Here is a 24,149-nt window from a genome sequence, read left to right on the forward strand (position 1 = left end):
GAAGAACCCCATTGCAGAGCCTTTTTATTAAATTTACCGACCCTGGTTCGTTATAATCGGCAACCCTTTTATGACAGTGCGATGTTGATGATGTGCAGTTGCAAAGCGTTTTTTACCGGTGTCCTACTCAGCCTGCTGGCCTGCTCGGCCCAGGCCGCCAGCCTGGACCTGAGCTACCCGCAGCCGCCGCTGGCAGAGGCCACGACCGCGGCGCCAGCGCCCGAACCCACTGCGCCGACACTGAAGTTGCAGTTCAAGGCCCCGATCAGTGTCGAACACCGTTGCAGCGGGCAATGCAGTTACGAGACCGATATCAATCAGCTGCATGACCGCGAAACCCGCCAGACCTCGCGCATCGGCTTCGACTGAGGCAGGGCGTTGAACCTCCGGCGTGGTTGATTCACACTCGCGCTCCTGAGTCCTACAGCAATCTCAGAAATTCCTGTCGTGCCAGTGCCTTGTCCTGTTCCTGGGGGCGTGCCTATAGTCCTGCGTCGTCCTGGTGACGATCGGGTTTGGCGACCCTATGACCGTGTGCGAGAGCCCTGCGCTTGTTTGCAGGGCTTTTCGCATCTGTAACGCTGCCTTATGGCGGCTGTACGCGGGAGACCTTCGGGTCTGCCGGCTCCGCGGTCCCGGTTCGCCAACCTGCGTACAGCTGCCACCCTTCGTTTGGCGACGATCGAGTGGCGCTCCTAACCGACCGAGGCGTTACTTATGAACAGATACATGCCGATCACCGGCCACGACTGCACCATCCCTTCCCTGCTGATCGATACCCAGGCCCCCGCCGATGTGCTGTACGAAGCGGCCGCCTATCGCATCCGCGCCGTCACTCAACTGCTGGAAAACTTCGCCGCGCGGCCCGATATCCCCGGCGATGCCCTGGTGTTGCAGGAGCTCGCGCTGGTCTGCGCCATTCCGTTGCGCGATGGCTGTGATGTGCTGGATGTATTGGGGCGCCAGCTGCGGGCACAACCTCTTCAACCCTGACACATGCCCCCCGTAGGAGCCGGCTTGCCGGCTCCTACGGCTGAACAAGGTCATCAGGGCAGCGCCACGGATGATGGTTGGGCCCGGGTGGAGACGCTACAGTCAAATCATCGGCAACCCGACTGACGCCCGGCCCAAGGATGCGTTCGATGACTGATCTGCACGAGCTCCAAGCCTCCCAACTGCTGGCCCGGTTCGCCGGCCGCACCCTGTCTCCCCTGGACTATTACGAGCATCTGCTGGCCCATATCGAGCGCTGGGAGCCGCATATCCGCGCGCTCTACGCCTTCGATCCGCAGCAGGTGCTCCAGCAGGCCCGGACCTCCACCGAGCGCTGGCACAAGGGTTCGCCCCAGGGTCCGCTGGACGGGGTGCCGGTCACGATCAAGGAGCTGATTGCCACCCGGGGCACGCCAATTCCCCTGGGCAGCGCCGCCACCCTGCTCAAGCCTGCCGTGCAGGATGCGCCGCCAGCCGCGCGAATGCGCGAAGCCGGGGCGATCATCCTGGCCAAGACCACGGTGCCGGATTTCGGCATGTTGTCTTCCGGGTTGTCGAGTTTCCATGGCATCACCCGCAACCCCTGGAACCGCGCCTGCAACCCCGGCGGCTCCAGTTCCGGGGCGGGCGCCGCGGCCGCAGCCGGTTACGGGCCGCTGCATATCGGCACCGATATCGGCGGTTCGGTGCGCCTGCCCGCCGCCTGGTGCGGCCTGGTGGGGTTCAAGCCGACCCTGGGGCGGATTCCCATCGACCCTTATTACACCGGGCGCTGTGCCGGGCCCATGACCCGCAGCGTGGATGACGCGGTGCTGATGATGCGCTACCTGGCCCGGCCCGATGCCCGCGATGCCACCAGCCTGCCACCGCTGGCCAGCGACTGGAGCGACCAGCCACTGTCGGTCCATGGCCTGAAGATCGGCCTGATGCTGGAACCTGGCGCCGGGCTGCAACCGGAAGGCTTTGTCTGCGAGGCGGTGCAGGGCGCCGCGCGGTTGTTCGAACGCCACGGGGCCCAGGTGCGGACCCTGGCGCCGATCATGGACCGCGCCCAACTGGATGGCCTCGATCGCTTCTGGCGGGCCCGGCAATGGGCGGAACTGTCGGCCCTGGGCGCCGAGCAGTTGGCCAGGGTGCTGCCCTATATTCGCGACTGGGCGGCAGCGGGGGCCGATCTTTCAGGGGTTGAGGCGGTCCGGGGTTTTAACCAGACCTTCGAGATGCGCCGCCGCGCCGCCCAGGTGTTCAGCGAGTTCGACCTGGTGCTGTCGCCCACCAACCAGGTCAACAGCTTTCCCGCCGAGTGGCCATCTCCCACCAACAATCCGCAACAGCCGTTCGAGCACATCGTCTTCACCCTGCCCTGGAACATGGGCGAACAACCGGCGCTGTCGATCAACTGCGGCTTCAGCGCCGAGGGCTTGCCCATCGGCCTGCAGATGATCGCCCCGCGCTTTGCCGATCAATGGCTGCTGCAAGTGGCCAAGACCTATGAAGGTTGGCGCGGCGCCCAGGGCTGGCCCAACCCGCCGTCTCGCTGACACGACCCGCGTCGCGCTCCGGGGGATCAGTCCGGCGAGGCTCGGCACACGGGCGGGCTATCCGGTGAAGGCAGGAAGCAACGGGCGGTCAGCCAGCAGGTGACGGCAGCGGCCAGCCAGAGCAGGAGCACGCCCGGCAGGTAGTCCACGTAGCGTGCGCGCTCGATGCCATTGACCACGGCCCGGATAAACAGCAGGACCCAACCTGTCACCGTCACGCTGCCGAGCAACGCCAAGGCGTTGCAACTGAAGGCTGAACGCCTGACTTTCAGCAGGACCACCCCCAGGGCCAGGGCAAACATCGGCAGGAGAAACACCAGAAACGCCACCAGTGGTGTCAGCAGCGGCATCAGCAGGATTTCACCGCCCCTGACCTCGCCGATCAGCCGTGGATGAGTCGCCAGGTGGGCCACCAGCAGCCCGCTATTGACCAGGCCGGCGATAAAACCCGGTATCAGCGGGCACAGCAGGAAGGCCATGAACACCTTGCCCCGCGGGTAGCTCGCTTGCGTCATGGAGCACCTCGGCGTGTCATCAGCGAATGACATACAGATCGACCCGTCCAGCCTTCTTTCTGGTCCGTTCTTCGTAGCCGGCATCGCCCTTGAGCAGGCTGGAAAAGCGCTCGGCCATGGCCTCCACGTTGTGTGCGAAGCGCTCGGGTATCAGGCTCAGCACATCTTCCAGTTCGCAGCACTCGAGAATCAGCTGCGGCAGCTCGGGCCCCAGGCCCTTGTGCTGCAAGGTATGAGCGGTGCGTGGAGAAAACAGCAGGCGCTCGGCCTCCTCCAGGTCAATGGCTTCATCCTGCACCGCGCGCAACAAACCCAATGCCAGGGCACACACCAGCCGGGTGGCCTCCTCCGGCTCCAGGGCCTCAATCGCCAATGCCACAGTCTTTTCCATCGGTTGCTCCCTGCAGTGCGCTCAAAGCCGTGGATTGTCCCCGAGGTCGCCACCCCGGTTCAACTGCGCCAAACCCTCTGGGGCGGGCTTGAGACCCTGGTAGCCCTCGGGCCTTGGCCCTGCCCATTGGCTGGATAGCCAGCCGGCGGCTACGCTGCTGCCGATAAAAACAACAACGGGAACAGGGCCATGCGAGACACCACCGAACATTTTCGCCAACAGTACCGAGCGACCGTCAGCCCGCGTTACAACCCGTGGCTGCACGGCGGTTTTGTGTTGGGCTACGGCGTGCTGTGCATCGCCCTGCTGGCCGGCACGCTGGAGCAGGTGCAGCCTCTGGAATGGCTGACGCTGCCCCTGGGACTGGTGTTTTTCAACCTGTGCATCTACGTCGTGCACCGCTGGCTGGGGCATCACAAACAGGCCTTTGCCCGGCTGTTCTATAAGCGGCATACCGGCGACCATCACAGCTTTTTTGTCCCGGGGCAGATGACCTACGACGGCGCGCGCGACTGGCGGGTGATCCTGTTTCCGACCTGGCTGATCGTGTTCCACAGCCTGCTGTTCGCCCTGCCCCTGTGGTGGCTGATGCGCCCGTTCAACGCCAATGTCGCGGCACTGTTTGCCGGTGCGATGCTGATCGGCTACCTGGCCTATGAGTGGTTTCACGCTTGCGAGCACTTGCCCGCCGAGCACCCGCTGGCGCGCCTGCCGTGGATTCGCCAGATGCGCCGCCTGCACGAGCTGCACCATCGCCGCGAGCTGATGCAGCGGCGTAATTTCAACATTGTCCTGCCGTTGATGGATTACCTGTTCGGCACCCTGTACTGGGAGCCCGAACCCATTACCGCCGAGCCCCGGAGCCTGCCCATGACCCGCATGCAGCATCAGATCGACATCCCCCGCAGCGCCGTCCCGACCCTGGCCTACGCCAGCAGCGCGAGCCGCTGGCCGGAGTGGCATCCGTCGTCGCTCACGGTCGAAGGCCCGAGCGGCCCGCTGTACGCCGGAGCACGGTTCGAGGAGGAGATTCATGCCGGCGGGCGCAGCGGACACCTGAGCTGGCAGGTCGGCGAATACCTGCCGGGCCAGCGCTGGAGCGCCCGGGCCCGTGGCGACCATGGCCTGGAGTTGCAGGTGACCTACGAATGTCAGGCGCTGGACACCGGCCACACGCGGTTTGTGCGGACCCTGGAGTATGGTTTCAGCGGGTGGCTGATGCGCCTGGGCAATCAGCTGTTATTCAAGCGACGGATCGAGCGCGAATCTTCGGACTCGTTGCTGGCATTGTGCGAAATGGCGCAACAGGCCATTCCCCCGAATCCCGCCGCCGCGTACACCGCCGACTGACATTGCCCCGGACAGGAGTCACCGTGCCATGAACCCGATCGCCCCCCGCCGATTCAAAACGGGTCGTCTGCTGTTGCTGCTGATTGTCGCCCTTGCCGCGTTTTTGCTGCTGCTCCCGACCCGGGTCCAGCCCGTGGCCTGGAGCCCTTCGCCAGCGCCGTCCCTGAGCAACGGCCCCTATGCCGACAACCAGCGCCTCAAGGGGCTTGAAGGGGTGGGTGCCCGGGATATCGACGGCCCCGAAGCCCTGCTGCTGGAAGACGGCCAATTGCTCAGCGGCCTGCACGATGGTCGAGTGATCCAGACCAGCCTCGATGGCAAGCTGCTGAAGGTCCTGGTCAATACCGGCGGCCGGCCCCTGGGCCTGGCGCGCCACCCCGATGGGCGGCTGATCATTGCCGACGGGATCAAGGGCCTGCTGGCGCTGGATACCCAAGGCCAGTTGAGTGTCTTGAGCACCGAGGCCAATGGCTTGAAATTCGGCTTCCCCGACGATGTGGCGGTGGACGCCGCCGGGCGCTACGCCTATTTCAGCGACGCCAGCAGCCGCTGGGGTTACGGCCAGGATGGCGAAGCGGTGATTGAGCACGGCGGCGACGGGCGTTTGTTGCGCTATGACTTCCAGAACGGCAAGACCGAGGTGCTGCTGGACCGCCTGGAGTTCGCCAACGGCATCGCCCTGGGGCCGGACGAAGCCTATGTGCTGGTCAACGAGACCGGCGCCTATCGCATCAGCCGCTATTGGCTCAAGGGCGAGCGCGCCGGGAGCCATGATCTGTTTATCGACAACCTGCCGGGGCTGCCGGACAACCTGAGTTTCAATGGCCGTGACCGGTTCTGGGTGGCGCTGTATGCCCCGCGCAATCCGTTGCTCGACGCCACGGCCGGTTACCCGTTGGTCCGCAAGATGGTGGTGCGGGCGCTGACGGTGCTGCCCAAACCGGTGGAGAAACGCGCCTTTGTCCTGGGCCTCGATACCCAGGGCCGGGTGATTGCCAACCTGCAGGACGCCAGCAGCGGCAATTATTCGCCGATCACCACGGTGCGCGAGTACGGCGACCACCTGTATTTCGGCTCACTTACCGCCCGCCACATGGCGCGCCTGCCCCTGAACCTGGCGCTGCAAAAACACCCGTAGCCCGTAGCCGCTGCCGAGGCACAAGACTGCGCTGACCCTGGAAAGCGCCGGAGGTTTGTCAGGCATATCTTCGGCGTCGGTCAGGGCCAGCGTCCGAACGCGGCCCGAGCCTGCGGCAGCGGCTACGGGTGTAGCCGCGGGTTGAGGGTGAGGATGGTGTCAGGAACGGGCGGTGAGTTTCTGGGAGATTTCGTCCTTGATCAGCAGGCGTTTTTCCTTGAGTTTCCTCACTTCATCATCGGCGGCGGCAGCGGCCTCCGCTTGAACGACCTGAGCATCGATCGTGGAGTATTTGTCGAACAGCGCATTCAAGTGGGGGTCGTTGGCCCGGCACTGTTGAATGTCTTCTTTGCTGCGGCTCAGGTCTTGATAAATGTCGTGAATCACCGGCATGGAACACCTCCGTTTATTGATCGGAAACAAGCACGTTACCGCGCGTGTCGCCTACCAGAATGGCCTCGCCCCCCGGGGTCTGTCGACCGCCAATCGGACCAGCGGTAACCGTTCGTCGTCCATCCTTGCGCCAGATCATGCCTGCCCCAGGGCCTGGGCCAGAAATGGCGCGGTGCGGCTCTTGCGGTTTTTCGCCACCTGCTGCGGCGTGCCGCTGACCACCACCCGGCCACCCTGGTCGCCCGCTCCCGGGCCCATGTCGATCACCCAGTCGGCCTGGGCCACCACGCGCATTTCGTGCTCGACCACCACCACGCTGTGGCCGGCCTGCACCAGGTTGTCCAACTGCTCCAGCAGCCGATCGACGTCCCGCGGGTGCAGGCCGGTGGTGGGCTCATCGAGTACGTAGAGGGTGGCGCCGCGCGGGTTGCGTTGCAGCTCGGTGGCCAGCTTGATGCGCTGCGCCTCGCCCCCGGACAGCTCGGTGGCCGGCTGCCCCAGTCGCAAGTAGCCCAGGCCGATATCGTGCAGCACCTGCAACGCGCGGCGAATGCCCGGCTGCTCGGCGAACACTGCCAGCGCTTCGAGCACCGTCAGTTGCAGCACCTGGGCGATGTTCAAGCCCTGCCACTGGATGGCCAGGGTCTGCCGGTGGTAGCGGGCCCCGTGACAGGTCGGGCACGGCGCATAAACGCTGGGCATAAACAGCAGTTCGACGCTGACAAAACCCTCACCCTCGCACGCCGGGCAGCGGCCCTTGGCGACGTTGAAGGAAAACTGCCCGGCGTCGTAGCCCTGCTCTCGGGCTTCGGGGGTGGCGGCAAACAGTTTGCGCACCTGGTCGAAGAGCCCGGTGTAAGTCGCCAGGTTCGAGCGCGGGGTGCGACCGATGGGTTTCTGGTCGACCTGCACCAGGCGCTTGATCTGCTCCAGCCCGGCGCTGACCTGGCCGCCGCTGGTTTGCGGCGCGTCGTCCTCGAGGTTGAGTTCTTCCGGTTCCTCGTTGCTCGACGCCTTGCCCAGGTGCGCGCCCACCAGTTCCAGCAGGGCATGGCTGACCAGGCTCGACTTGCCCGAACCCGACACCCCAGTCACCGCGGTAAAGCAGCCCAGGGGGAATTCGACGCTGAGGTCGCGCAGGTTATTGCGGGTGATGCCCTCCAGGCGCAGCCAGCCCTCGGCCTTGCGCAGCGTGCGCGGCACCGGGGCTTGCTCGCCGAACAGATAGGCCCGGGTCTGGGACGCGGCGACCTCGGCCAGGCCGGCCGGCGGACCGCTGTACAGCACCTGCCCGCCCTGCTCGCCGGCTGCCGGGCCGACATCGATCAACCAGTCGGCGCGGCGCATGGTCTGCAGGTCATGTTCCACCACAAACAGCGAATTGCCCGAGGCTTTGAGCCGTTGCAGCGCCTCGAACAAGGCTTCGGCATCCGCCGGGTGCAGGCCGGCAGAAGGCTCGTCGAGCACGTAGATCACGCCGAACAGTTGCGAGCCCAATTGCGTCGCCAGGCGCAGGCGTTGCAGCTCGCCGGAGGACAGGGTCGGCGTGCTGCGCTCCAGGGCCAGGTAGCCCAGGCCCAGGTCGGTCAGGGTGCTGACCCGCTCCAGCAAGTCCTGGGCGATGCGCTGGGCGGCCAGGCGTTTTTCCAGGGACAGGTTCGGCGTATGCCGCACATCCGGCGCCCCGGCATGCCCCGGCGCACCCTGGGCGACCCGCTGCTGGCGCACCGCCGCTGTCTGCTGGTGGCTGAGCACCGCGCCGCCCTCCTCGGCCTCGGCCAGGTAGCCTTGCGTTGCCACCGGGCGCAGCACCTCGGCCAGTTGCAGCAGGGGCATCTGCGACAACTCGCCGATATCCAGCCCGGCAAAGGTCACCGACAGCGCCTCGCGCTTGAGGCGCTTGCCGTCGCACAGCGGGCACGGGCTGCCGAGCATGAACTGCGACACGCGCTTTTTCATCAGCGCGCTCTGGCTATGGCTGAAGGTGTGCAGCACGTAGCGCCGGGCGCCGCTGAAGGTGCCCATGTAACTGGGCTCCTGCTTGCGCTTGAGGGCTTCGCGGGTCTGGGCCGGGGTCAGCCCGGCGTAGACCGGCACCGTGGGGGTTTCTTCGGTGAAGAGAATCCAGTCGCGCTGTTTTTTCGGCAGCTGGCTCCAGGGAATGTCCACGTCATAGCCCAGGGTCACCAGAATGTCCCGCTGGTTCTGCCCCTGCCACGCCAGGGGCCAGGAAGCCACGGCCCGCTGGCGGATGCTCAGCGAAGGGTCGGGCACCATCGATGCCTCGGTCACCTCATACACCCGGCCCAGGCCATGGCATTGGCTGCAGGCGCCTTGGGGGGTATTGGGCGAGAAGTCTTCGGCATACAGCATCGGCTGCCCCGGCGGGTAGCTGCCGGCGCGGGAATACAGCATGCGGATCAAACTGGACAAGGTGGTTACGCTGCCCACCGAAGAGCGGGTGCTGGGTGTGCCGCGCTGCTGTTGCAGGGCCACGGCCGGCGGCAGGCCTTCGATGGAGTCGACATCCGGCACCCCGACCTGATCGATCAGGCGCCGGGCATAGGGCGCCACCGATTCGAAATAGCGACGCTGGGCTTCGGCGTACAGGGTGGAAAACGCCAGGGACGACTTGCCCGAGCCCGAGACGCCGGTGAACACCACCAGGGCATCGCGGGGGATATCGACGTCGACGTTCTGCAGGTTGTGTTCGCGGGCGCCACGCACCCGGACGAAACCCGAGCTGTTCAAAGGCAGGGAGGACGCTGTGGAATCAGGGGACGGTGTGCGCTGCGAAGTCATGAGCCAGCCTTGTGTCGGGTGCCAGGAAGTGAAGAGCGACCAGACCGCGGATCATCACACAGTTGCCCGGCGCGATGCATCGCCGACGCAGGCAGGCCGCCCAGCTATTGGGGCAACGACAGGCGCTGAATGTTCAATGCCAGTGCTCGCCCGGCTCTCTTGCGGTGGCCCGGCGGTGGCAGCGCCGCGGGGCTCAGGCGCGAAACTGGCGGCCCCCCAGGTTATCGCTCAGGCCGGTGTGATTGAGGTCGTAGCGCAACTCGGCAATCAGTTCGGCAATTGCCCGGGAGCTGGTCAAGGCCGCGGTGGCGATGCCGGTCACCAGCAGGTCGACCCGGCCACTGTCAGGGTCGCTGATGCGCACGGTCATCACCCCGTCGTGACCGATGGTGCATTGGCAGTACAGGGGCAGAAAACTTGATTCGACGATTTTGCGCAGTTCAAGGTTGGAGATCACAGTGGTACGTCCCAATCAATTGTCTAGTTCAACCCGCGCAAGACGAAGTCTGTTGTCATGAGGCCCTGTCGACACTTTTTTCGGTGTCGTTTCAGTTCAAGTTAGTACAACTTTGCAGCCTATAGCCTGCCCCAGGGCTTGTCGCCGATGTTTGTCGGTTTTATGCACTGCTTCACAGTTAGGCCGCGGGGTTCAGCTACCCAGCACCGACCTGACCATGCTCGTCAGTGCCTGGGGTCCGTAGGGTTTGCTCAGCAGGTGGGTGTCGGGGCTGAGCTGGTGATTGCGCGAGATGATGTCGCGGGTATGTCCGGAGGTGAACAGCACCGCGACCGGCGGGGTGCGGGACTTGGCCCACAGCGCCAGGTCGGAGCTTTTGATCAGGCCCGGCATCACCACGTCGGTGAAGATCAGGTCCACTTCCAGCCCGTCCATCAGGCACTGCATCGCGGCATCGCCGTTGATCGCGGTCAGCACCTGGTAACCCGCGCTTTCCAGCAGCTCGACCGCGGCGTTGCGCACATCCTCGTTGTCTTCCACCACCAGGATCCGCTCCTGGCCGCCGCCGCTGCGGGGCACGGGAAGTACCGGATCACTCGCCTCCGGCTCCAGGCTGCGGGCGAAGTACAGCTGCACCTGGGTGCCCTCCCCCGGAATGCTGAGCATGTCGATATGGCCACCGCTCTGCTTGACGAAACCGAACACCATGCTCAACCCCAGCCCGGTGCCCTGGCCCTCGGTCTTGGTGGTGAAAAACGGCTCGAACGCCTGCTTCAGCACCTCTGGCGCCATGCCGCCGCCGGTGTCGGCCACCGACAGGCGCACGTAGTCACCGGCGGCGATGCCCCTGTCGGCGCAGAACTCACGATCCAGGCTGATGTTTTCACCACGGATCAGGATAGTGCCCTCACCGCGCATGGCGTCGCGGGCGTTGATCGCCAGGTTGAGCACGGCGTTTTCCAGCTGGTTGCGGTCCACCCGGATGCACCACGGCGCTTCGGGCAATTGCACCTGGATGCGGATGGTTTCGCCCAGGGCCCGTTGCAGCAACTCTTCCATCCCCTCGTACAGGCTGTCCAGGCTGTACACCGCCGGCGACAAGGGCTGGCGCCGGGCAAAGGCCAGCAGTTGGGTCGACAGTTTGGCGCCACGCTCTACCGCGGCAATCGCGGTGCGCACCCGCCGCTGCACATTGGCGTTGTCCGGCTCGTGCCGAGCCAGCAAGTGCAGGTTGCCGGAGATGACTTGCAGCAGGTTGTTGAAGTCGTGGGCCACGCCGCCGGTGAGGCCGCCGATGGCTTCCAGTTTCTGCGCCTGGCGCAGTTGTTCTTCGGCCGCCAGGCGCGCCTGGACTTCGTCGGCCACCCGCTGTTCGAGGTTGCGGCTGAGCTGGCGCAAGGCTTCTTCGGCGATCTTGCGCTCGTGGATATCGATCAGCACCCCGGGAAACCGCAAGGGCTCGCCCGCGCTGTCGAACTCGCAACGGCCGCACGCCAGCAGCCAGCGGTAGCTGCCATCGGCGCAACGCACACGGTACTCGGCGTTGTAGGGACCACCCTTGGCCACGCTGTAATCGACCAGTTCGCGGACCCGTGGCAGATCATCGGGGTGCATCTGGCGTTCGGCGATTTCGCTGGGCAGATTGTCCAGGGGCTGATGCAGCGGATAACAGAAGGTCCGGGCAAAACGCTCATCGCCCGACAGCCGATCGGCCTTGATGTCCCACACAAACGAACCCAGCAACGCCCCGGCGTTCAAGGCCAGTTGCACCCGCTCGTTCTCCGCCCGATACGCCTGCTCGGCGGCCTGCCGGCGCTGCTCGGAAATAACGTGGGCGGTGGTCTCCACCACGATCGCCATGACCCCGGCCGGGGCCTGGTTATCCCCCGCCACCGGGCTGTAATAGAGGTCGAGCCAGACCGGTTCCGGCACGCCGTTGCGCAGCAATTCAAGTTCTTTGTTGCGAAACGACAAGGTCCCGCCGCCGAGGCAGGTGCGCATGATTTCACGGTTGAAATCGGCGACTTCCGGCCAACCCAGCTCCACCGGGCAGCCCAGCAGGTACGGGTGGCGCCCGCCTGCGAATTGCGCATAGGCGTCGTTGTAGATCATGTAGCCCACCGGCCCCCAGAGCATCACCAGCGGCACCGGCGAGGCGAGCATGAACTGCACCGTACTGCGCAGGCTGGGCGTCCAATGCTCGAGCGCGCCCAGGTCGGTGACGGCCCAGTCAAAGGCGCGAATGCGGCCTGCCATCTCGCCTTGCCAGCCTTGGCACCCATGGTGATCAGATAAGAACGGCATCGACGAACCCGGTTAGATCGTGGTCAGAAAAAGAAGCGCGGGCATGGCGCCCGGCGGGGCACAAGATAACCCAACCCACAGGCTTTGAGCATAGGCGCTGCAGATGGTTTCAAGGCGCGCTCACAGAAGCTCGAATTACCCAAAAAACCGGCCCTGCTTCACCCTTCGCCATGGGTTTTACCAGGTACAACCGGCCGCCTGTCGGGCCTGGGGCGGCTTCAGCGAAAATCGCGACTGTGCACGCTGATGCCATCGAGCAGCGGGCTAAGGTCAGTCAGGCGCCCGGCGATCAGGTGCCGGACCTCGCCTTCGGTTTCCAGGGTGCCGTCGACCTTGAGCAGTTGCGCCCCCACCAGCACCCGGCGCTGACGCTCGGCCAGGTCACGCCAGACCACCACATTGACGTTGCCGAACTCGTCTTCCAGGGTGACGAAGGTCACGCCACTGGCCGTGCCCGGACGCTGGCGCCCGGTGACCAGCCCGGCCACGCTGACTGGCCGCCCGTGCTCCAGCGCCAGCAGTTCCCGCGAGCTGCGGCAACGCCGAGCCTTGAGTTCGCCGCGCAGCAAGGCCAGGGGGTGCGGGCCGAGGGTGGTGCCCAGGCTCAGGTAGTCGGCTTGCAGGTCTTGCGCCACGCTGGGGGCCGGCAAGGCCACCGGCGCTTCCTCCTGGCTCGGCAGGCCGGCGAACAGGCCCAGTTGCTGTTGCACCCCCGCCACCTCCCAGCGCGCCCGATGGCGGTTGCCGGCCAGGCCGCGCAGGGCCCCGGCATCGGCCAGCAGTTCCTGGGCGCGCGTGTCGAGCTCGGCCCGCAGGCCCAGGTCGGCGATATCGACAAACCCTCGCTGCTGGCGCGCCGCCTCGATGCGTCGCCCATCCTCCTCGCGAAAGCCCTTGATCATGCGCAACCCCATGCGCAGCGCCGGCTGCGCACCGGGCAGCGGTTCCAGACTGCAATCCCAGGCGCTGGCGCATACGTCCACCGGACGAATCTGCAATTGATGGCGACGGGCATCCTGGAGGATCTGGTCCGGGCTGTAGAAACCCATGGGCCAGCTGTTGATCAGGGCACAGGCAAAGGCCGCCGGCTCATGGCACTTGAGCCAGCAGCTGGCGTAGGTCAGCAAGGCAAAACTGGCGGCGTGGGATTCGGGGAAGCCGTAATTGCCGAAGCCCTTGATCTGCTCGAAGATCTGCGCGGCAAATGCTTCGCTGTAGCCTCGGTCGACCATGCGCCCGCGCAGGCGCTCGCGGTGCGGCTCCAGGCCACCGTGGCGTTTCCAGGCGGCCATGGAGCGGCGCAACTGGTCGGCCTCGCCGGGGGTGTATTGGGCGGCGACCATGGCGATCTGCATCACCTGCTCCTGAAACAGCGGCACCCCCAGGGTGCGCTTGAGCACGGCCTCAAGCTCGGCTGACGGGTAGGTTTCCGCTTCCTGTTTATTGCGCCGCCGCAGATAAGGGTGAACCATGCCGCCCTGGATCGGCCCCGGGCGCACGATGGCCACCTCGATCACCAGGTCGTAATAGGTCTTGGGCTTGAGCCGGGGCAGCATCGACATCTGCGCCCGGGACTCGATCTGGAACACGCCGATGGTGTCCGCGCGGCTGATCATCTCGTAGGTCGCCGCGTCCTCGGCAGGGATCGACGCCAGGCTCCAGCGCTGGCCGCGATAGGCGTGGATCAGGTCGAAGCAGCGGCGGATCGCGCTGAGCATGCCCAGGGCCAGGATATCTACCTTGAGCAGGCCGACCATGTCCAGGTCGTCCTTGTCCCACTGGATGATGGTGCGCTCGGCCATGGCGGCGTTTTCCACCGGCACCAGGGTGTCCAGGGGCTGCTCGGAAATCACGAAGCCCCCCGGGTGCTGGGACAGGTGCCGGGGAAAACCGATCAACTGCCCGGTCAGGCTCAGCACCCGGCGCAAGACCTGGCTGTCGGGGTCGAAGCCGGCTTCCTGCAGGCGCTCAGTGCTGGGCGGGGTGTCGCTCCAGTGGCCGCAGCAGTCGGCCAGGGCATTGACCTGGTCCGGCGGCAGGCCCAGGGCCTTGGCCACATCGCGCACCGCGCCGGCGCCGTGGTAGGTGCTGACCACCACGGTCAGCGCCGCGCGATGGCGACCATAACGGCGGAACACGTACTGCAGCACTTCTTCGCGGCGCTCGTGTTCAAAGTCGACGTCGATATCGGGCGGCTCGTTGCGCTCGCGGGATAAAAAGCGCTCGAACAACATGGTCGAGCGATCGGGATCGATCTCGGTGATGCCCAGGGCGAAACACACCACCGAGTTGGCCGCCGAGCCACGGCCCTGACACAGGATGTGCTGCTTGCGGGCGAAGTTGACGATGTCGTGCACCGTGAGGAAATAGCTCTCGTACCCGAGCTCGATGATCAGCTCCAGCTCGTTCTCGATCTGTGCCAGCACCTCGGGCCGTGCACCGCGTGGCCAGCGCCAGGCGCAGCCCTGGGTGGTCAGCTGCCGCAACCAACTGGCCGAGGTATGCCCCTGGGGCACCAGCTCCCGGGGGTACTGGTACTGCAATTGGCCCAGGTCGAACGTGCAACGCCGGGCGATGTGCAGCGACTCCTCGAGCAGCGCCGCCGGGTACAGGCTGCGCAAGGCTTCGAGGCTGCGCAGATGGCGCTCGCCATTGGGGTGCAGGCGCTGCCCGGCTTCGGCCACCGGCAGGTGATGACGGATCGCGGTCATGGTGTCTTGCAGCGCCCGGCGTCCGCGCACATGCATGTGCACGTCGCCCGTGGCCAGGGGCCTGATCTGCAACTGCGCCGCCAGCGCCAGCAACCCGGCCAGGCGCCGGGCATCGTCCTGGCCGCAGTGCAACTCCACCGCCAGCCACAACCGCTCGCCAAACAGCCCCTTGAGCCAATGGCCGTCGGCCGGTGCATCGAGCGCATCCGGCAGCCACAGCGCCAACAGGCCAGGCAAGGGTTCGCTGAAATCCTCACGCAGCACCCGGTATTGACCCTTTTCCGCCCGGCGCCGGGCACGGGTGATCAGCCGGCACAGGCTCTGGTAACCCTCCAGGTTCTCCACCAACAGCAGCAGTTTCGGGCCGTTCTCGATGCGCAGTTCGCTGCCGACAATCAGCGCCACTCCGCTGTCCCGGGAGGCTTGCCAGGCGCGCACGATCCCGGACAGGGTGCACTCATCGGTGATCGCCAGGGCCTGATAGCCCTGATCCCGGGCCCGTTCGAACAGCTCGCGGGCGCTGGAGGCACCGCGCTGGAAACTGAAGTTCGACAGGCAGTGCAGCTCGGCATACCCCCTCATGCGAACCAGCCTTGCAACAGCAACGGCCCGCCCGCGCCGACCGCACGATAAGCCCAGCCCTGCTGGCCGCTGCGGGTTTCGATCAGGTAGTAATCGCGGCGCACATCGGCGCCGTCCCACCAGCCGGACTCGATGCGTTCAGGGCCCATGAGGATCCGCGCCGAACCTTCCGCCACCGGCAGCGCCTCCTGCAACAACCAGCCCGGGCGCAACAGACCGGGGATGGCCACGCAGGGCTGGTGCGCGGCGCCCAGTTGCCAGCTGCATTCGGGGCGGTGGTCGGCCTGAAACCCCAGGCTGACCACCGCCTCATCCCCCAGGCGCGCGCGCAGGCGTTCACGCAGTTGTTCCCAGGGCAGGGACTGCTGGGGGCGTTCATCGAACAGTTCGCGGCGCTCGGGCACAAAGCTCGGCAGGTCTTCGGCCACCAGGCGCAGGCTGCGCACCGGCGCGGGCACCTGGATCTGTTCCAGGCGCCCGCGAGCCAGTTCGAACAGCATCGCCGGGGCGCGCTCGGCGCTGAGCAGCCCGACCTTGACCAGGGTGTCGGCCAGCTCCCCGTGCTCCAGGTGCAGGTCGAAGCGCTGCACCCCGCTGTCGCGGCCACAGAGAAACGCCGCCAGGTCGCCGGTCAGCCGGCGCAGGGGAAACAGCAGCGCCTGGTGCGATTGCACATCAAAATTAAGCTCGATGCGCAGGTCGAAGCGGTCCGGCGGCTGATAGAACGCCAGGGCCAGGGGCCGCTCGCCGAGCAGGGCATCCAGCTGCTTGAGCAGGCCGGCCTCGAAGCGTCGGGCCAGGGTTGCCCGGGGCAGCGCCCGCACTTGCTCGAAACTGCGCAGGCCCATGCGCGACAACGCCGTGGCGGCCTGGGGTTCCAGGCCCAGGCGGTCCAGGGGCATCGGGCCCAGGGCCTGGCGCAAGGCCCCGTCATCGGCCACCGCCAGGCCATCGTAGGCATTGGCCAAGACCCGGGCCGCCGCCGGGTTGGGCGCGGCGACAATCCGGTGGCGAAAGCCCAGGGCCGCCAATTCCGCACGCAGCCGCGCCTCGAACGCCGGCCAGGGCCCGAACAGACCCAGGCTCGATTCAATCTCGAACAGCAGCGTGCGTGGATAACGCACGCTGACCTGGGAACTGAAACGGTAGGCCCAGGCCGCCAGGAACTGTTGCCAATGCTCGATCTCATCGACGTCGTATTCGGCACTGGCAAAGGCTTTGGTCATGGCGTGGGCAGCGGTCAGCGATTGCCCCGGGTACAGGCCCAGTTCGCGGGCCGCGCCATTCACCGCCTGGATCACCCGGCGCTGCGCGGTGCCGCTCAGCAGCGCCAGCGGCTCCTGGGGTTCGGGGCGCTGGCGCAGCGCGGCATCCAACGCCAATTGCGGGAACACAATGCACACCCAGCGCATGCCAACCTCAGTGCCCGGCCGTAAAGGCGATGGGCGCGGCCTGGGCCAGTCCGCCCCGGCACTTGAGCACCCGCAGCTGTGCCGGCCGTGCATCCACGGCGATGCGCAGGGAGGCCGGCGACGGGTTGACCGCCTCCTGCAACGAGCGATAGGCAAAGGCCAGGGTCTGCCCGGTTTCGGCCGCCACCTGCAACCGACGCAAGGCCCGGTCATCGGCCTGCTGCGGCCAGCACAACACCGCGCCGCAACTGCCGGAACGCAGGCACTGCTCGGCCGCCCACAAGGCATCGCGCTCGCCGGCCTGGATCACCGACAGCTGGCGCACATCGACACCGGCGTTCTGCCAGGCCTGGGGGTAAGGCACATAAGGCGGCGCCACCAGCACGATGCGCTCCCCCGCCGCACTCAGGCGCGCCAGGGTCGGCCACACCAGCTGCAACTCGCCCACGCCCTGGGCCGCAACCAGGATTTCCGTCAGCGCCGCTTCCGGCCAGCCACCACTGGGCAAGGCCGCATCCAGCGCCGCATGCCCGGTGGGCTGGGGGCTGATGGCAGGCGCACTGGGCCGGCCCTTCCACACCCGGCCGGCATTGAACAGGGTGTCGAGTGCAACCACGGCGCCCATCAGCCTTGCCTCACCAGGCCACAGAACACGCCTTCGATGGCCAGGTCCTGATCGTCGCGCACCAGAATCGGCTCATAGGCCGGGTTGCGTGGCAGCAGGCGCACGCCCTCGGCCGTGCGCTGGAAACGCTTGATGGTGACTTCGCCGTCCAGCCGCGCGACCACGATCTGCCCGTTACGCGCCTCGGCCTCGCGGTGCACGGCCACCAGGTCGCCGTCGAGAATGCCGTCCTCGATCATCGAATCGCCCTGCACCCGCAACAGGTAGTCCGGGGTGCGGGAGAACATCCCGGGGTCGAGCAACAGGCGACTGTGGACCTCGGCATCAGCACCCATCGGCCGCCCGGCGGCGACCCGGCCCAGGACCGGGATGTCCAGCAACTCGGCGCGGGCGGGCTGATCGAGCAGGCGGATGCCCCGCGCCTGATGCGGGTTGACCTCGATAAACCCGGCCTCGGTCAACGCCAGCACATGCTTGCGCGCCACGCTGCGCGAGGCAAAACCAAAGGCCTCGGCGATTTCGGCAAGGCTGGGGGGTTGACCCTGACCGGCGATTCGCTCGCGGATAAAAGTCAGGATGGCACTGCGGCGGGGGCTGAGAGTCGTCATGGAGTACATTTGTACTCCTCTCGGATTTTTCTGACAAGAGCCGGTGATCGGTCTGAGAAAGGCGAGTCCCCTGGCATACTAGGCCCGCCCTCGGCACCGGCTGCGCCAAGGCTCACGAGAGCCTGCGCCTTCATGGATGAACAATGAAAAGAGACCTCGCATGACCGCCCCCTCCACGCCTGCGCTGTATCAAATCCTGGACCCCGACCTGCTTGAATTGTTGACATGGGACAAGGGCAACAATCGCGGTTTTAGTCCCTGGCCTTCCGGCGGTCTTAACCATCTGACCTATGGACTGATGACCTGGCTGGTGATGCGGGCCTTGAAGGTCGAGCGCTTTCCATGGCACCCGGATTCGCGCGCACGGGAGAAACCCAGCGACAAAAATGCCGTCGTACTCAACAGTTTTTTGAAAGCATTAATCGCCAACCCAGCGAAATTGGACCGCATCTGCCAAGAGATCCTCGATATACAGGCATGTACGCGCAGCTACCTGAACCCGCCAGGAAAAACAATAAAACTCCAGCGCTCAGTAAAGGATCTGGAAAAAACTTCCGAAGGCTACGCAACCCGGCTGTACAACGCTCAGCAAGCGGCCATTCAAATGGATTTGAGTCATTTCTGGTTCCCGGTCGATGGGCTGACGTCATGGGGCACCGGGCCTTACACCAACAACGACGTGCTGATAGAGATGGACATTGATATAGACGATATCGTCTGGGTCGGAGAAATCTTCCACCACGGCCCTGGCTCAGGGACGACCGGTGAAAGCGGTGAATATGTGGTCGTTAACCGAGCCTGTGACGGACGCATGAAAATCCCCACCGGCGCAGTCTCTCCAATCGGCGACCCGCCAGTAATCACGCAGAAACGTTTTGCAGATAGGGAGTCCGCCAAAGCCTATTTGAAAAAAGCATCCCGGACACTGGGCGCGCCGGCTGCAACCTGGTGCCTGGAGCACAACGACGGTTCTAAACGCCATCCTCCACTCCCTCTCAAAGAACGCATTGCCAAGGCGTATCGAGTGCTCGTCACTGGGAACTGCTACCCCAATTCGAAAGACAGGTGATGGGGGTGGCGAGGAGCTGGATACCGCTGGTTGCGTAACGGTCCCGAAACGTGCGCCTGCGTTATTTTCGTCCCTCCCAGGCTCCAGACGTCCCTCCTGGCCGGCGCAGCCTTCGGCAGCGGCTACAGCTGTAGCCGCTAGCAGCGCGAGGCCGCGCTGGCCCTTGAGGGCGCCGTAGGGTATCAGGGCGTTAGGCTGTGGCAGCCAGGGCGCGCAGGTCGAGGCGGCCGTCGAGCAGTGGCGGACACCAGTAGTAACCGCCGGTGATCGGGCGGCTCATGCGGTACAGGCCGTCGGTGATGCCGTCTTCCAGGCCGCTCATGCGCCGTAGCTGGACTTCGAAAGCGTTCAGGGTGTGGCCGAAGGCGAGAAACATCAGGCCGGCGCGGTCACCTTCGATCCAGGGCATCGAGCGACGCACCATAAAGGCTTCCGGGGTGAAGCTTTCCTGGGCGGTGCGTTTGACGTGGGCCGAGATCGGCGCGTCGTCCAGTTCTTCGTTGTCGCTCAGGCGGCGGCCCATGATGTTGTCGCGCTGTTCGCCGGTCATCGCGGCAAACCCGCTGAGGTCGTGCTGCCACTGCTGGATCGCGGCAAAACTGCCACCGCGCAAGCCATCGGCGCCAGGGGCCAGGGCGGCAGCGATGGCGGCCTCGTCGTGGGGGTTTTCGGTGCCGTCTTCATAACCGGTCAGGTCATGCCCGGTCTTGTGGCGGAAGGCTTCGTTCATCTGCACCAGGCGCAGGGCCGGGGCCAGGGCGGCCTCCAGGGCGCGGCTGCGGTGCAGCAGTTCGCCACGCTCATCGCCATGCAGCCAGACCCACAACGCGTGCTGGGTCGAGGGGTTATCCACGCCGACACCGCTCAGTGCCGGGAACGCCTTGAGCCCCTGTACACGCCCGCCCAAGGCCTTGACCAGCGAAGCACCAAAACCCACTACCGCCGTCTGCCCGTCGACCAATGTCAGCAACTGATCGAGGGCCGCCGGCAGCGCGTCGATGGCGTCGAGGGTGAAAAACAAATGACGCGCCTGGGACGGAACGGGGGCAGCAAGAATGCCCGGCTGGTAGTAACTCATAGCGACTCCTTGAAGAAAGCGCGGAGTTTACCCGCAGGCCCCGGGTTTGTGGGGACTGCGACCGGTAAAAACAGACTTTGCTCAAGCTTCGGCAGCCGCTCCCCGCCCTTCCCTGTCACTTGATTCGATAATGAAACGTATTACGCACCGCCGGCACGGCCACGGCCTGGCCATCGATGATTCGCGGCTGGTAGCGAAAGGTCTGCGCCGCCGCCAGTGAAGGTCGCATAAACAGCGGATGGCAGCCCTCCAGGACCTTGGGGTTATCGATCTTGCCCTGGGGGGTGACGGTGTACTCCACGGTGCAGTCGCCTTCGAGGTTTTTATCCAGGGCGCGCTGGGGATAGTCCGGAGCCTCCTTGCTCAGGGGTAAATATTGGCGACTGTCGGCAGCGGCCTGGGCGGCTTGCTGGCGGGCGCGCTCGGCGGCCTGGCGCGCCTGGGCCTCACGCTGCGCCTGGGCGACCTGTTGCTGTTGGGCTTCGCGCTGATGCTGCTGCTCGGCTTCCAGGCGTTCGCGCTGCTGGCGCTGTTGCTCGACCTGCTGTTCGCGTTTTTTATCCTCGACCCGCTTGCGGGCCAGGGCCGCCTGTTCCAGCTTTTGCGCCTGCACCTGCGGCTCGGGCACAACCTTGGGCGGCTCCGACACCGGCTCGCGCAATGCGGCCGGCGGCGGGCTCGGTGCGACCTCGGCCGGCAGTGGCTCGGGAGCCTGGGGTACAGGGGCTGGCGGCAACATCACCAATTGAGTCTTGAGCACCCTGGGCGGCTCGACTGGCGGCTTGTCCACCGACCAGCCGGCCACCAGCAAGGCCAGGACCCCGGCGTGCAACGCCAGGGCCAAGGCCGCCGCCAGCACGTTGGGCAGGCGTTTGCCAGGGGCCAGCGGCGACAGGTGCAAAGTGGGGCCGGGCATGATCATCGCGTTCATTGCGGGGCCTCGGTCACCAGCCCGAGGTTGCTCACCCCACCCTGCTGCAGGGCGGCCATGGCCGCGACCACACTGCCGTAGCCAGCATCCTTGTCAGCGCGGATATACACCTGAGTATCGCTACGCCGGGCCACGATCTGCGCCACCTTGGCGCGCATTTCATCCAGGTCCACGGCGCTGTCGGTCTGACTGCTGGTGTCCAGTTCGCCGCCCAGGTTCCAGTAGTAACCGCCCTCGGCCTTGACCGACAGCGTGAGGATCTGCTGCCGGGTATCGTTGGCCAGGGCCTCACTGGCGACCTTGGGCAGCTCGATCTTCACGCCCTGGGTCAGCATCGGCGCGGTGACCATAAAGATCACCAGCAGCACCAGCATCACGTCGATGTAAGGCACCACGTTCATCTCCGCCTTGGGCCCGTGCTTGCGTTGCGGCCTGACTAACATGTGCATTCTCCTTTCAGGCGGCCACGGCCAGGTTCAACGGGGCGCCATGCAGCTTGCGGTGCAGGCGCGCCTGAAGCTCGTTGCCGAAGGCGTAATAGCGGGTGAGCAAGGTCTGGCCCCGGGCCGAAAAACGGTTGTAGGCAATCACCGCCGGAATCGCCGCAAACAGGCCGATGGCCGTGGCGATCAAGGCTTCGGCGATCCCCGGCGCTACCGTCGACAAGGTCGCCTGCTGCACCTGGGACAGACCGAGGAAGGAATTCATGATCCCCCACACGGTGCCAAACAGGCCGATGTAGGGGCTGACCGAACCCACGGTGGCGAGGAACTGCAGGCCTTTTTCCAACTGCACTTCCTGTTCGCTGATGGCCACGGACAACGAGCGCTCGACCCCTTCGAGCACCACGTCGGCCGGGTTGCCGGGTTGCTGTCCAAGCTGGCTGTACGCCTGGAAGCCGGCGAGGAAGATCGGTTCCACCCCGCCCTCGCGATCACCGCTGTGCTGGCTCTCGCGGTACAGCGACGGCAGCTCCGGGGCGCTGCGAAAGCGCTGGATAAAGTCGTTCATCTGCCGCTCGCAACGGCTCAAGACCGCGCTGCGTTGAATGATCAGGTACCAACTGAGCAACGAGGCCAGCAGCAAGATCAGCATCACCGCCTTGACCAACAGGCTGGCATCGCTGATCAGCCCCCAGATCGTCATGTGTTCCAGTGTCGCTTGCATGGTGTCGCTCCTGTGTGCCAGCCCGGGAACAGTCGATGCGCGACTGCCCGCGGGCTATTGGATGAAAGTGTGATGACCGATTGATGACAGCCCGCCTCAGGGCAGTTTCAGCGCCCGGGTGACCTCGGCCCAGGGCACGAACTTGAAGTTCTGGGTCTGCTCGGGCATGCGCTTGCGCCCGTCCTGCACCACCAGCATGCCCTGGCTCCAGGGCCCGCCCAGGTTGACCGAGGTGACTTCGATGCCGTCGGTTTCCGAGGCACCGTCGATACCGGCGGCGGCGTTGATCCCGACCCGGAACGCACCGTGGGAAGCAAAGGGCGGCTCGGCGTCGAGCACCAGGTAGCTGTCGTTGCCCTGGCTGGAAATCACCAGGTAGTCCCGCGCATTGCTTTGGTACAGGGCCAGGCCCTCGACATCGGCATGCAGTTGCGGGCCGACCTTGATCACAGTGCTCAGGGTTGCCGGCTGCTCGGGACGGGCGTCCACCGCCCACACCCCAACATCCTCCTCGCCGATAAACAGCCGCTGGCGCTGGTCGTCGGCCACGCAGCCTTCAGGCTGGCTCGCGACCTTGAACTGGCGCACCAGCTCGCCCTGCACCACGCCGTTGGGCGCACTCAGGCGGTACTGGACAAAGGTCCCGTCCTTGCCGTTGGCGATGGCGTACAACTCGCCGCTGGCCGGCTGGAACAGGCACATGCCGTAGATTTCCTTGAGCGGCGTAGGGATCTCCCCCGCTTCACGCAACTCGCCGCTGCTGCGGTCGATGGCGAACAGGCTGAGGCTGTTGTGATCGCGATTGCTGGCCACCGCCAGGTCGACCTTGAGTTCGCCCAGCGCGAAGTTGGGCCGCACGTCGACGTTGTTCAGGCGCCCCACCGGCAGCTCTTGCAGCAGCTTGCCTTGCAGGTCATAGGCCAGCAGGCCCTGTTTTTTATTGGTGCCCAGGACCCGGCTCAAGGCCGGTTGCTGGGGGTGAATCCAGATCGCCGGATCGTCCGCCGCATCGCCCTGGCGCCCCACCGGGTCGCTCTGGCTGGCCGCCGCCACGTTGGGCAGTGGCGGTGACAGCGGCACCGGGCTCGCCTGCCAGTTCAACTCGCCCTGATAGAGGCGCCCGTCCTCGTCATCGCGCAGCAGCACTTGAACGCCTGTGGCGGTGGCTTGCAGGGCCAGGTTTTCCGGTTCCACCAGGCCCGGCAACGGCAGCGCGGCCACGGCTTGCCAAAGCTCGCCCTGCTGCTGGTAGAGGTGCAGTTGTGCAGCCTTGGGGTCGAGGCCGAGCACCCCGCCCGGCATGAGCGCCATGGCCCCGGCGGCTTTTTTGAGGTCGCCGAAGGGTGCGCGCAAGGCCACCGGCAGTCGCTCGACATCGGCTTCCGGGTGCGCCGGATAGGCCCACCAGCCCACGTGTTGCTCATTGACCAGCAGTTGGTTGGCGCCATCGTCGACCTGGCAAAACTGCGCCGCCGGTGGCAGCGGCAAACCGCGCACGCGCTGGGGTTGGGGGTTCAGTTGCGCGCCATTACCCACCAGCCATTGTTCACCCTTGCCCTCCTCGCCCACCAGGAACAGGAACAGGTTGCTGGCCTCGTCGCGGTACAGGCACAGGCCGTTTACCGGGTAGTCGCGGGCCGGCAGATACACCGGCTGCCCCCAACTGCGGGTGCGTGGGTCGAGGCTCACCAGCAGCGCTTGCTGGCGCTGGTTGTCGAGGCTGGCCACCAGCACTTGTTGGCCGGCGGCGCGGCTGTCCAGGGCACTGAACGACCCCGGCAAACGCGCCAGCTCCGCGCCCTGGGCATCGAGCAACAGCAAGCCGTCGCGCTCACTGGCGGCCAGGCGCTCAGGCCCCAGTTGCGCCGGCAGAAAGCTCAGGGCGCTCAGCTCAAGGTGCTGGGTCGCGGCCCAGGGTTGCAGTTGCAGCCTGGGCACCGCAGGCGCGGCCAAGACCGCGGTTGAGGCCAGGGCCAACAGCGTGGCCAGCAAGGTTGGCTTGGAGAACGGCTGAATCTTCATCAACGGTAGAAATCCTTGTGGTTCATCCGGGGCGGCGCCGGCCAGCAGCGCCGCCGGGGT

Annotated in this window: 21 protein-coding genes; 6 read left to right on the forward strand and 15 right to left on the reverse strand. The window is 65.8% G+C overall.

The genetic code is table 11. The features are described 5' to 3' along the window. Positions 1–81 precede the first annotated feature (81 nt). The 3 genes from ACOZJV_RS29375 to ACOZJV_RS29385 all read left to right on the forward strand — a co-directional run bounded on the left by ACOZJV_RS29375 (position 82) and on the right by ACOZJV_RS29385 (position 2,534). Entirely contained in the window at positions 82–369 is a 288-nt protein-coding gene (locus ACOZJV_RS29375; RefSeq protein ID WP_421549069.1) for a hypothetical protein, read from the forward strand. Positions 370–717: 348 nt separating this feature from the next. After that, the gene (locus ACOZJV_RS29380) at positions 718–993 is read left to right on the forward strand and encodes a hypothetical protein (RefSeq protein WP_078468738.1); all 276 of its coding nucleotides are present in this window, start codon (positions 718–720) and stop codon (positions 991–993) included. Positions 994–1,142: 149 nt separating this feature from the next. Continuing rightward, a complete protein-coding gene (locus tag ACOZJV_RS29385; protein WP_421549070.1) occupies positions 1,143–2,534 on the forward strand; it encodes an amidase in 1,392 nt (463 codons plus the stop codon). Between the two features lie 26 nt (positions 2,535–2,560). On the opposite strand, the gene ACOZJV_RS29390 is transcribed toward ACOZJV_RS29385, so the two are convergent. Beyond that, a complete protein-coding gene (locus ACOZJV_RS29390) occupies positions 2,561–3,049 on the reverse strand; it encodes a hypothetical protein (protein ID WP_421549071.1) in 489 nt (162 codons plus the stop codon). A 19-nt stretch (positions 3,050–3,068) separates the two neighbouring features. Further along, positions 3,069–3,440, reverse strand: coding sequence for a DUF3969 family protein (locus tag ACOZJV_RS29395; protein WP_078468735.1), 372 nt, complete (start codon positions 3,438–3,440; stop codon positions 3,069–3,071). A gap of 189 nt (positions 3,441–3,629) precedes the next feature. Here ACOZJV_RS29395 and ACOZJV_RS29400 point away from each other — a divergent pair, with 189 nt between their 5' ends. Continuing rightward, positions 3,630–4,790, forward strand: coding sequence for an SRPBCC family protein (locus ACOZJV_RS29400; protein ID WP_421549072.1), 1,161 nt, complete (start codon positions 3,630–3,632; stop codon positions 4,788–4,790). Positions 4,791–4,818: 28 nt separating this feature from the next. Then, positions 4,819–5,928, forward strand: coding sequence for an SMP-30/gluconolactonase/LRE family protein (locus ACOZJV_RS29405; protein ID WP_078468733.1), 1,110 nt, complete (start codon positions 4,819–4,821; stop codon positions 5,926–5,928). A 159-nt stretch (positions 5,929–6,087) separates the two neighbouring features. Here the strand turns inward: ACOZJV_RS29405 and ACOZJV_RS29410 are convergent, their stop codons facing one another. From ACOZJV_RS29410 to lexA, 8 genes are all read right to left on the reverse strand, one after another. Further along, on the reverse strand, positions 6,088–6,321 hold the full coding sequence (locus tag ACOZJV_RS29410; protein ID WP_078468732.1) for a DUF465 domain-containing protein: 234 nt from the start codon (positions 6,319–6,321) through the stop codon (positions 6,088–6,090). A 135-nt stretch (positions 6,322–6,456) separates the two neighbouring features. Further along, entirely contained in the window at positions 6,457–9,123 is a 2,667-nt protein-coding gene (gene uvrA, locus ACOZJV_RS29415; RefSeq protein WP_421549073.1) for an excinuclease ABC subunit UvrA, read from the reverse strand. Positions 9,124–9,316: 193 nt separating this feature from the next. Then, positions 9,317–9,580, reverse strand: coding sequence for a DUF1652 domain-containing protein (locus ACOZJV_RS29420; RefSeq protein WP_020296920.1), 264 nt, complete (start codon positions 9,578–9,580; stop codon positions 9,317–9,319). Positions 9,581–9,772: 192 nt separating this feature from the next. Beyond that, positions 9,773–11,884 carry an ATP-binding protein gene (locus tag ACOZJV_RS29425; RefSeq protein WP_421549074.1) on the reverse strand — a complete coding sequence of 704 codons (2,112 nt, stop codon included), beginning with the start codon at positions 11,882–11,884 and terminating at the stop codon, positions 9,773–9,775. Positions 11,885–12,102: 218 nt separating this feature from the next. Beyond that, positions 12,103–15,177: an error-prone DNA polymerase gene (locus tag ACOZJV_RS29430; RefSeq protein WP_421549075.1), complete on the reverse strand. Its 3,075-nt coding sequence runs from the start codon at positions 15,175–15,177 to the stop codon at positions 12,103–12,105. After that, a complete protein-coding gene (locus ACOZJV_RS29435) occupies positions 15,174–16,589 on the reverse strand; it encodes a Y-family DNA polymerase (RefSeq protein ID WP_421549076.1) in 1,416 nt (471 codons plus the stop codon). The genes ACOZJV_RS29430 and ACOZJV_RS29435 overlap by 4 nt, the downstream gene beginning before the upstream one ends. 7 nt (positions 16,590–16,596) lie before the next feature. Further along, positions 16,597–17,214, reverse strand: a complete 618-nt coding sequence (gene imuA, locus ACOZJV_RS29440; protein ID WP_421549077.1) for a translesion DNA synthesis-associated protein ImuA — start codon at positions 17,212–17,214, stop codon at positions 16,597–16,599. Continuing rightward, the gene (gene lexA / locus ACOZJV_RS29445; RefSeq protein ID WP_421549078.1) at positions 17,214–17,831 is read right to left on the reverse strand and encodes a transcriptional repressor LexA; all 618 of its coding nucleotides are present in this window, start codon (positions 17,829–17,831) and stop codon (positions 17,214–17,216) included. Before lexA ends, imuA begins: the two co-directional genes overlap by 1 nt. A gap of 151 nt (positions 17,832–17,982) precedes the next feature. On the opposite strand from lexA, the gene ACOZJV_RS29450 reads away from it, so the two are divergent. After that, a complete protein-coding gene (locus tag ACOZJV_RS29450; protein WP_421549079.1) occupies positions 17,983–18,891 on the forward strand; it encodes a hypothetical protein in 909 nt (302 codons plus the stop codon). A 190-nt stretch (positions 18,892–19,081) separates the two neighbouring features. On the opposite strand, the gene ACOZJV_RS29455 is transcribed toward ACOZJV_RS29450, so the two are convergent. From ACOZJV_RS29455 to ACOZJV_RS29475, 5 genes are all read right to left on the reverse strand, one after another. After that, positions 19,082–19,969, reverse strand: coding sequence for a Dyp-type peroxidase (locus tag ACOZJV_RS29455; protein ID WP_421549080.1), 888 nt, complete (start codon positions 19,967–19,969; stop codon positions 19,082–19,084). 115 nt (positions 19,970–20,084) lie between these two features. Next, positions 20,085–20,900: an energy transducer TonB gene (locus tag ACOZJV_RS29460; RefSeq protein WP_078468723.1), complete on the reverse strand. Its 816-nt coding sequence runs from the start codon at positions 20,898–20,900 to the stop codon at positions 20,085–20,087. After that, positions 20,897–21,343, reverse strand: coding sequence for a protein TolR (tolR, locus tag ACOZJV_RS29465; RefSeq protein ID WP_078468722.1), 447 nt, complete (start codon positions 21,341–21,343; stop codon positions 20,897–20,899). The genes ACOZJV_RS29460 and tolR overlap by 4 nt, the downstream gene beginning before the upstream one ends. 13 nt (positions 21,344–21,356) lie before the next feature. Next, positions 21,357–22,067 (reverse strand): protein TolQ, encoded by a 711-nt coding sequence (gene tolQ / locus ACOZJV_RS29470; protein WP_421549081.1) that lies wholly within the window; start codon positions 22,065–22,067, stop codon positions 21,357–21,359. A gap of 96 nt (positions 22,068–22,163) precedes the next feature. After that, the gene (locus ACOZJV_RS29475) at positions 22,164–24,089 is read right to left on the reverse strand and encodes a phytase (protein WP_078468720.1); all 1,926 of its coding nucleotides are present in this window, start codon (positions 24,087–24,089) and stop codon (positions 22,164–22,166) included. Between the last annotated feature and the right edge of the window lie 60 nt (positions 24,090–24,149).

The sequence above is a fragment of the Pseudomonas sp. QD4 genome, assembly GCF_049199125.1.
Lineage (GTDB): Bacteria > Pseudomonadota > Gammaproteobacteria > Pseudomonadales > Pseudomonadaceae > Aquipseudomonas.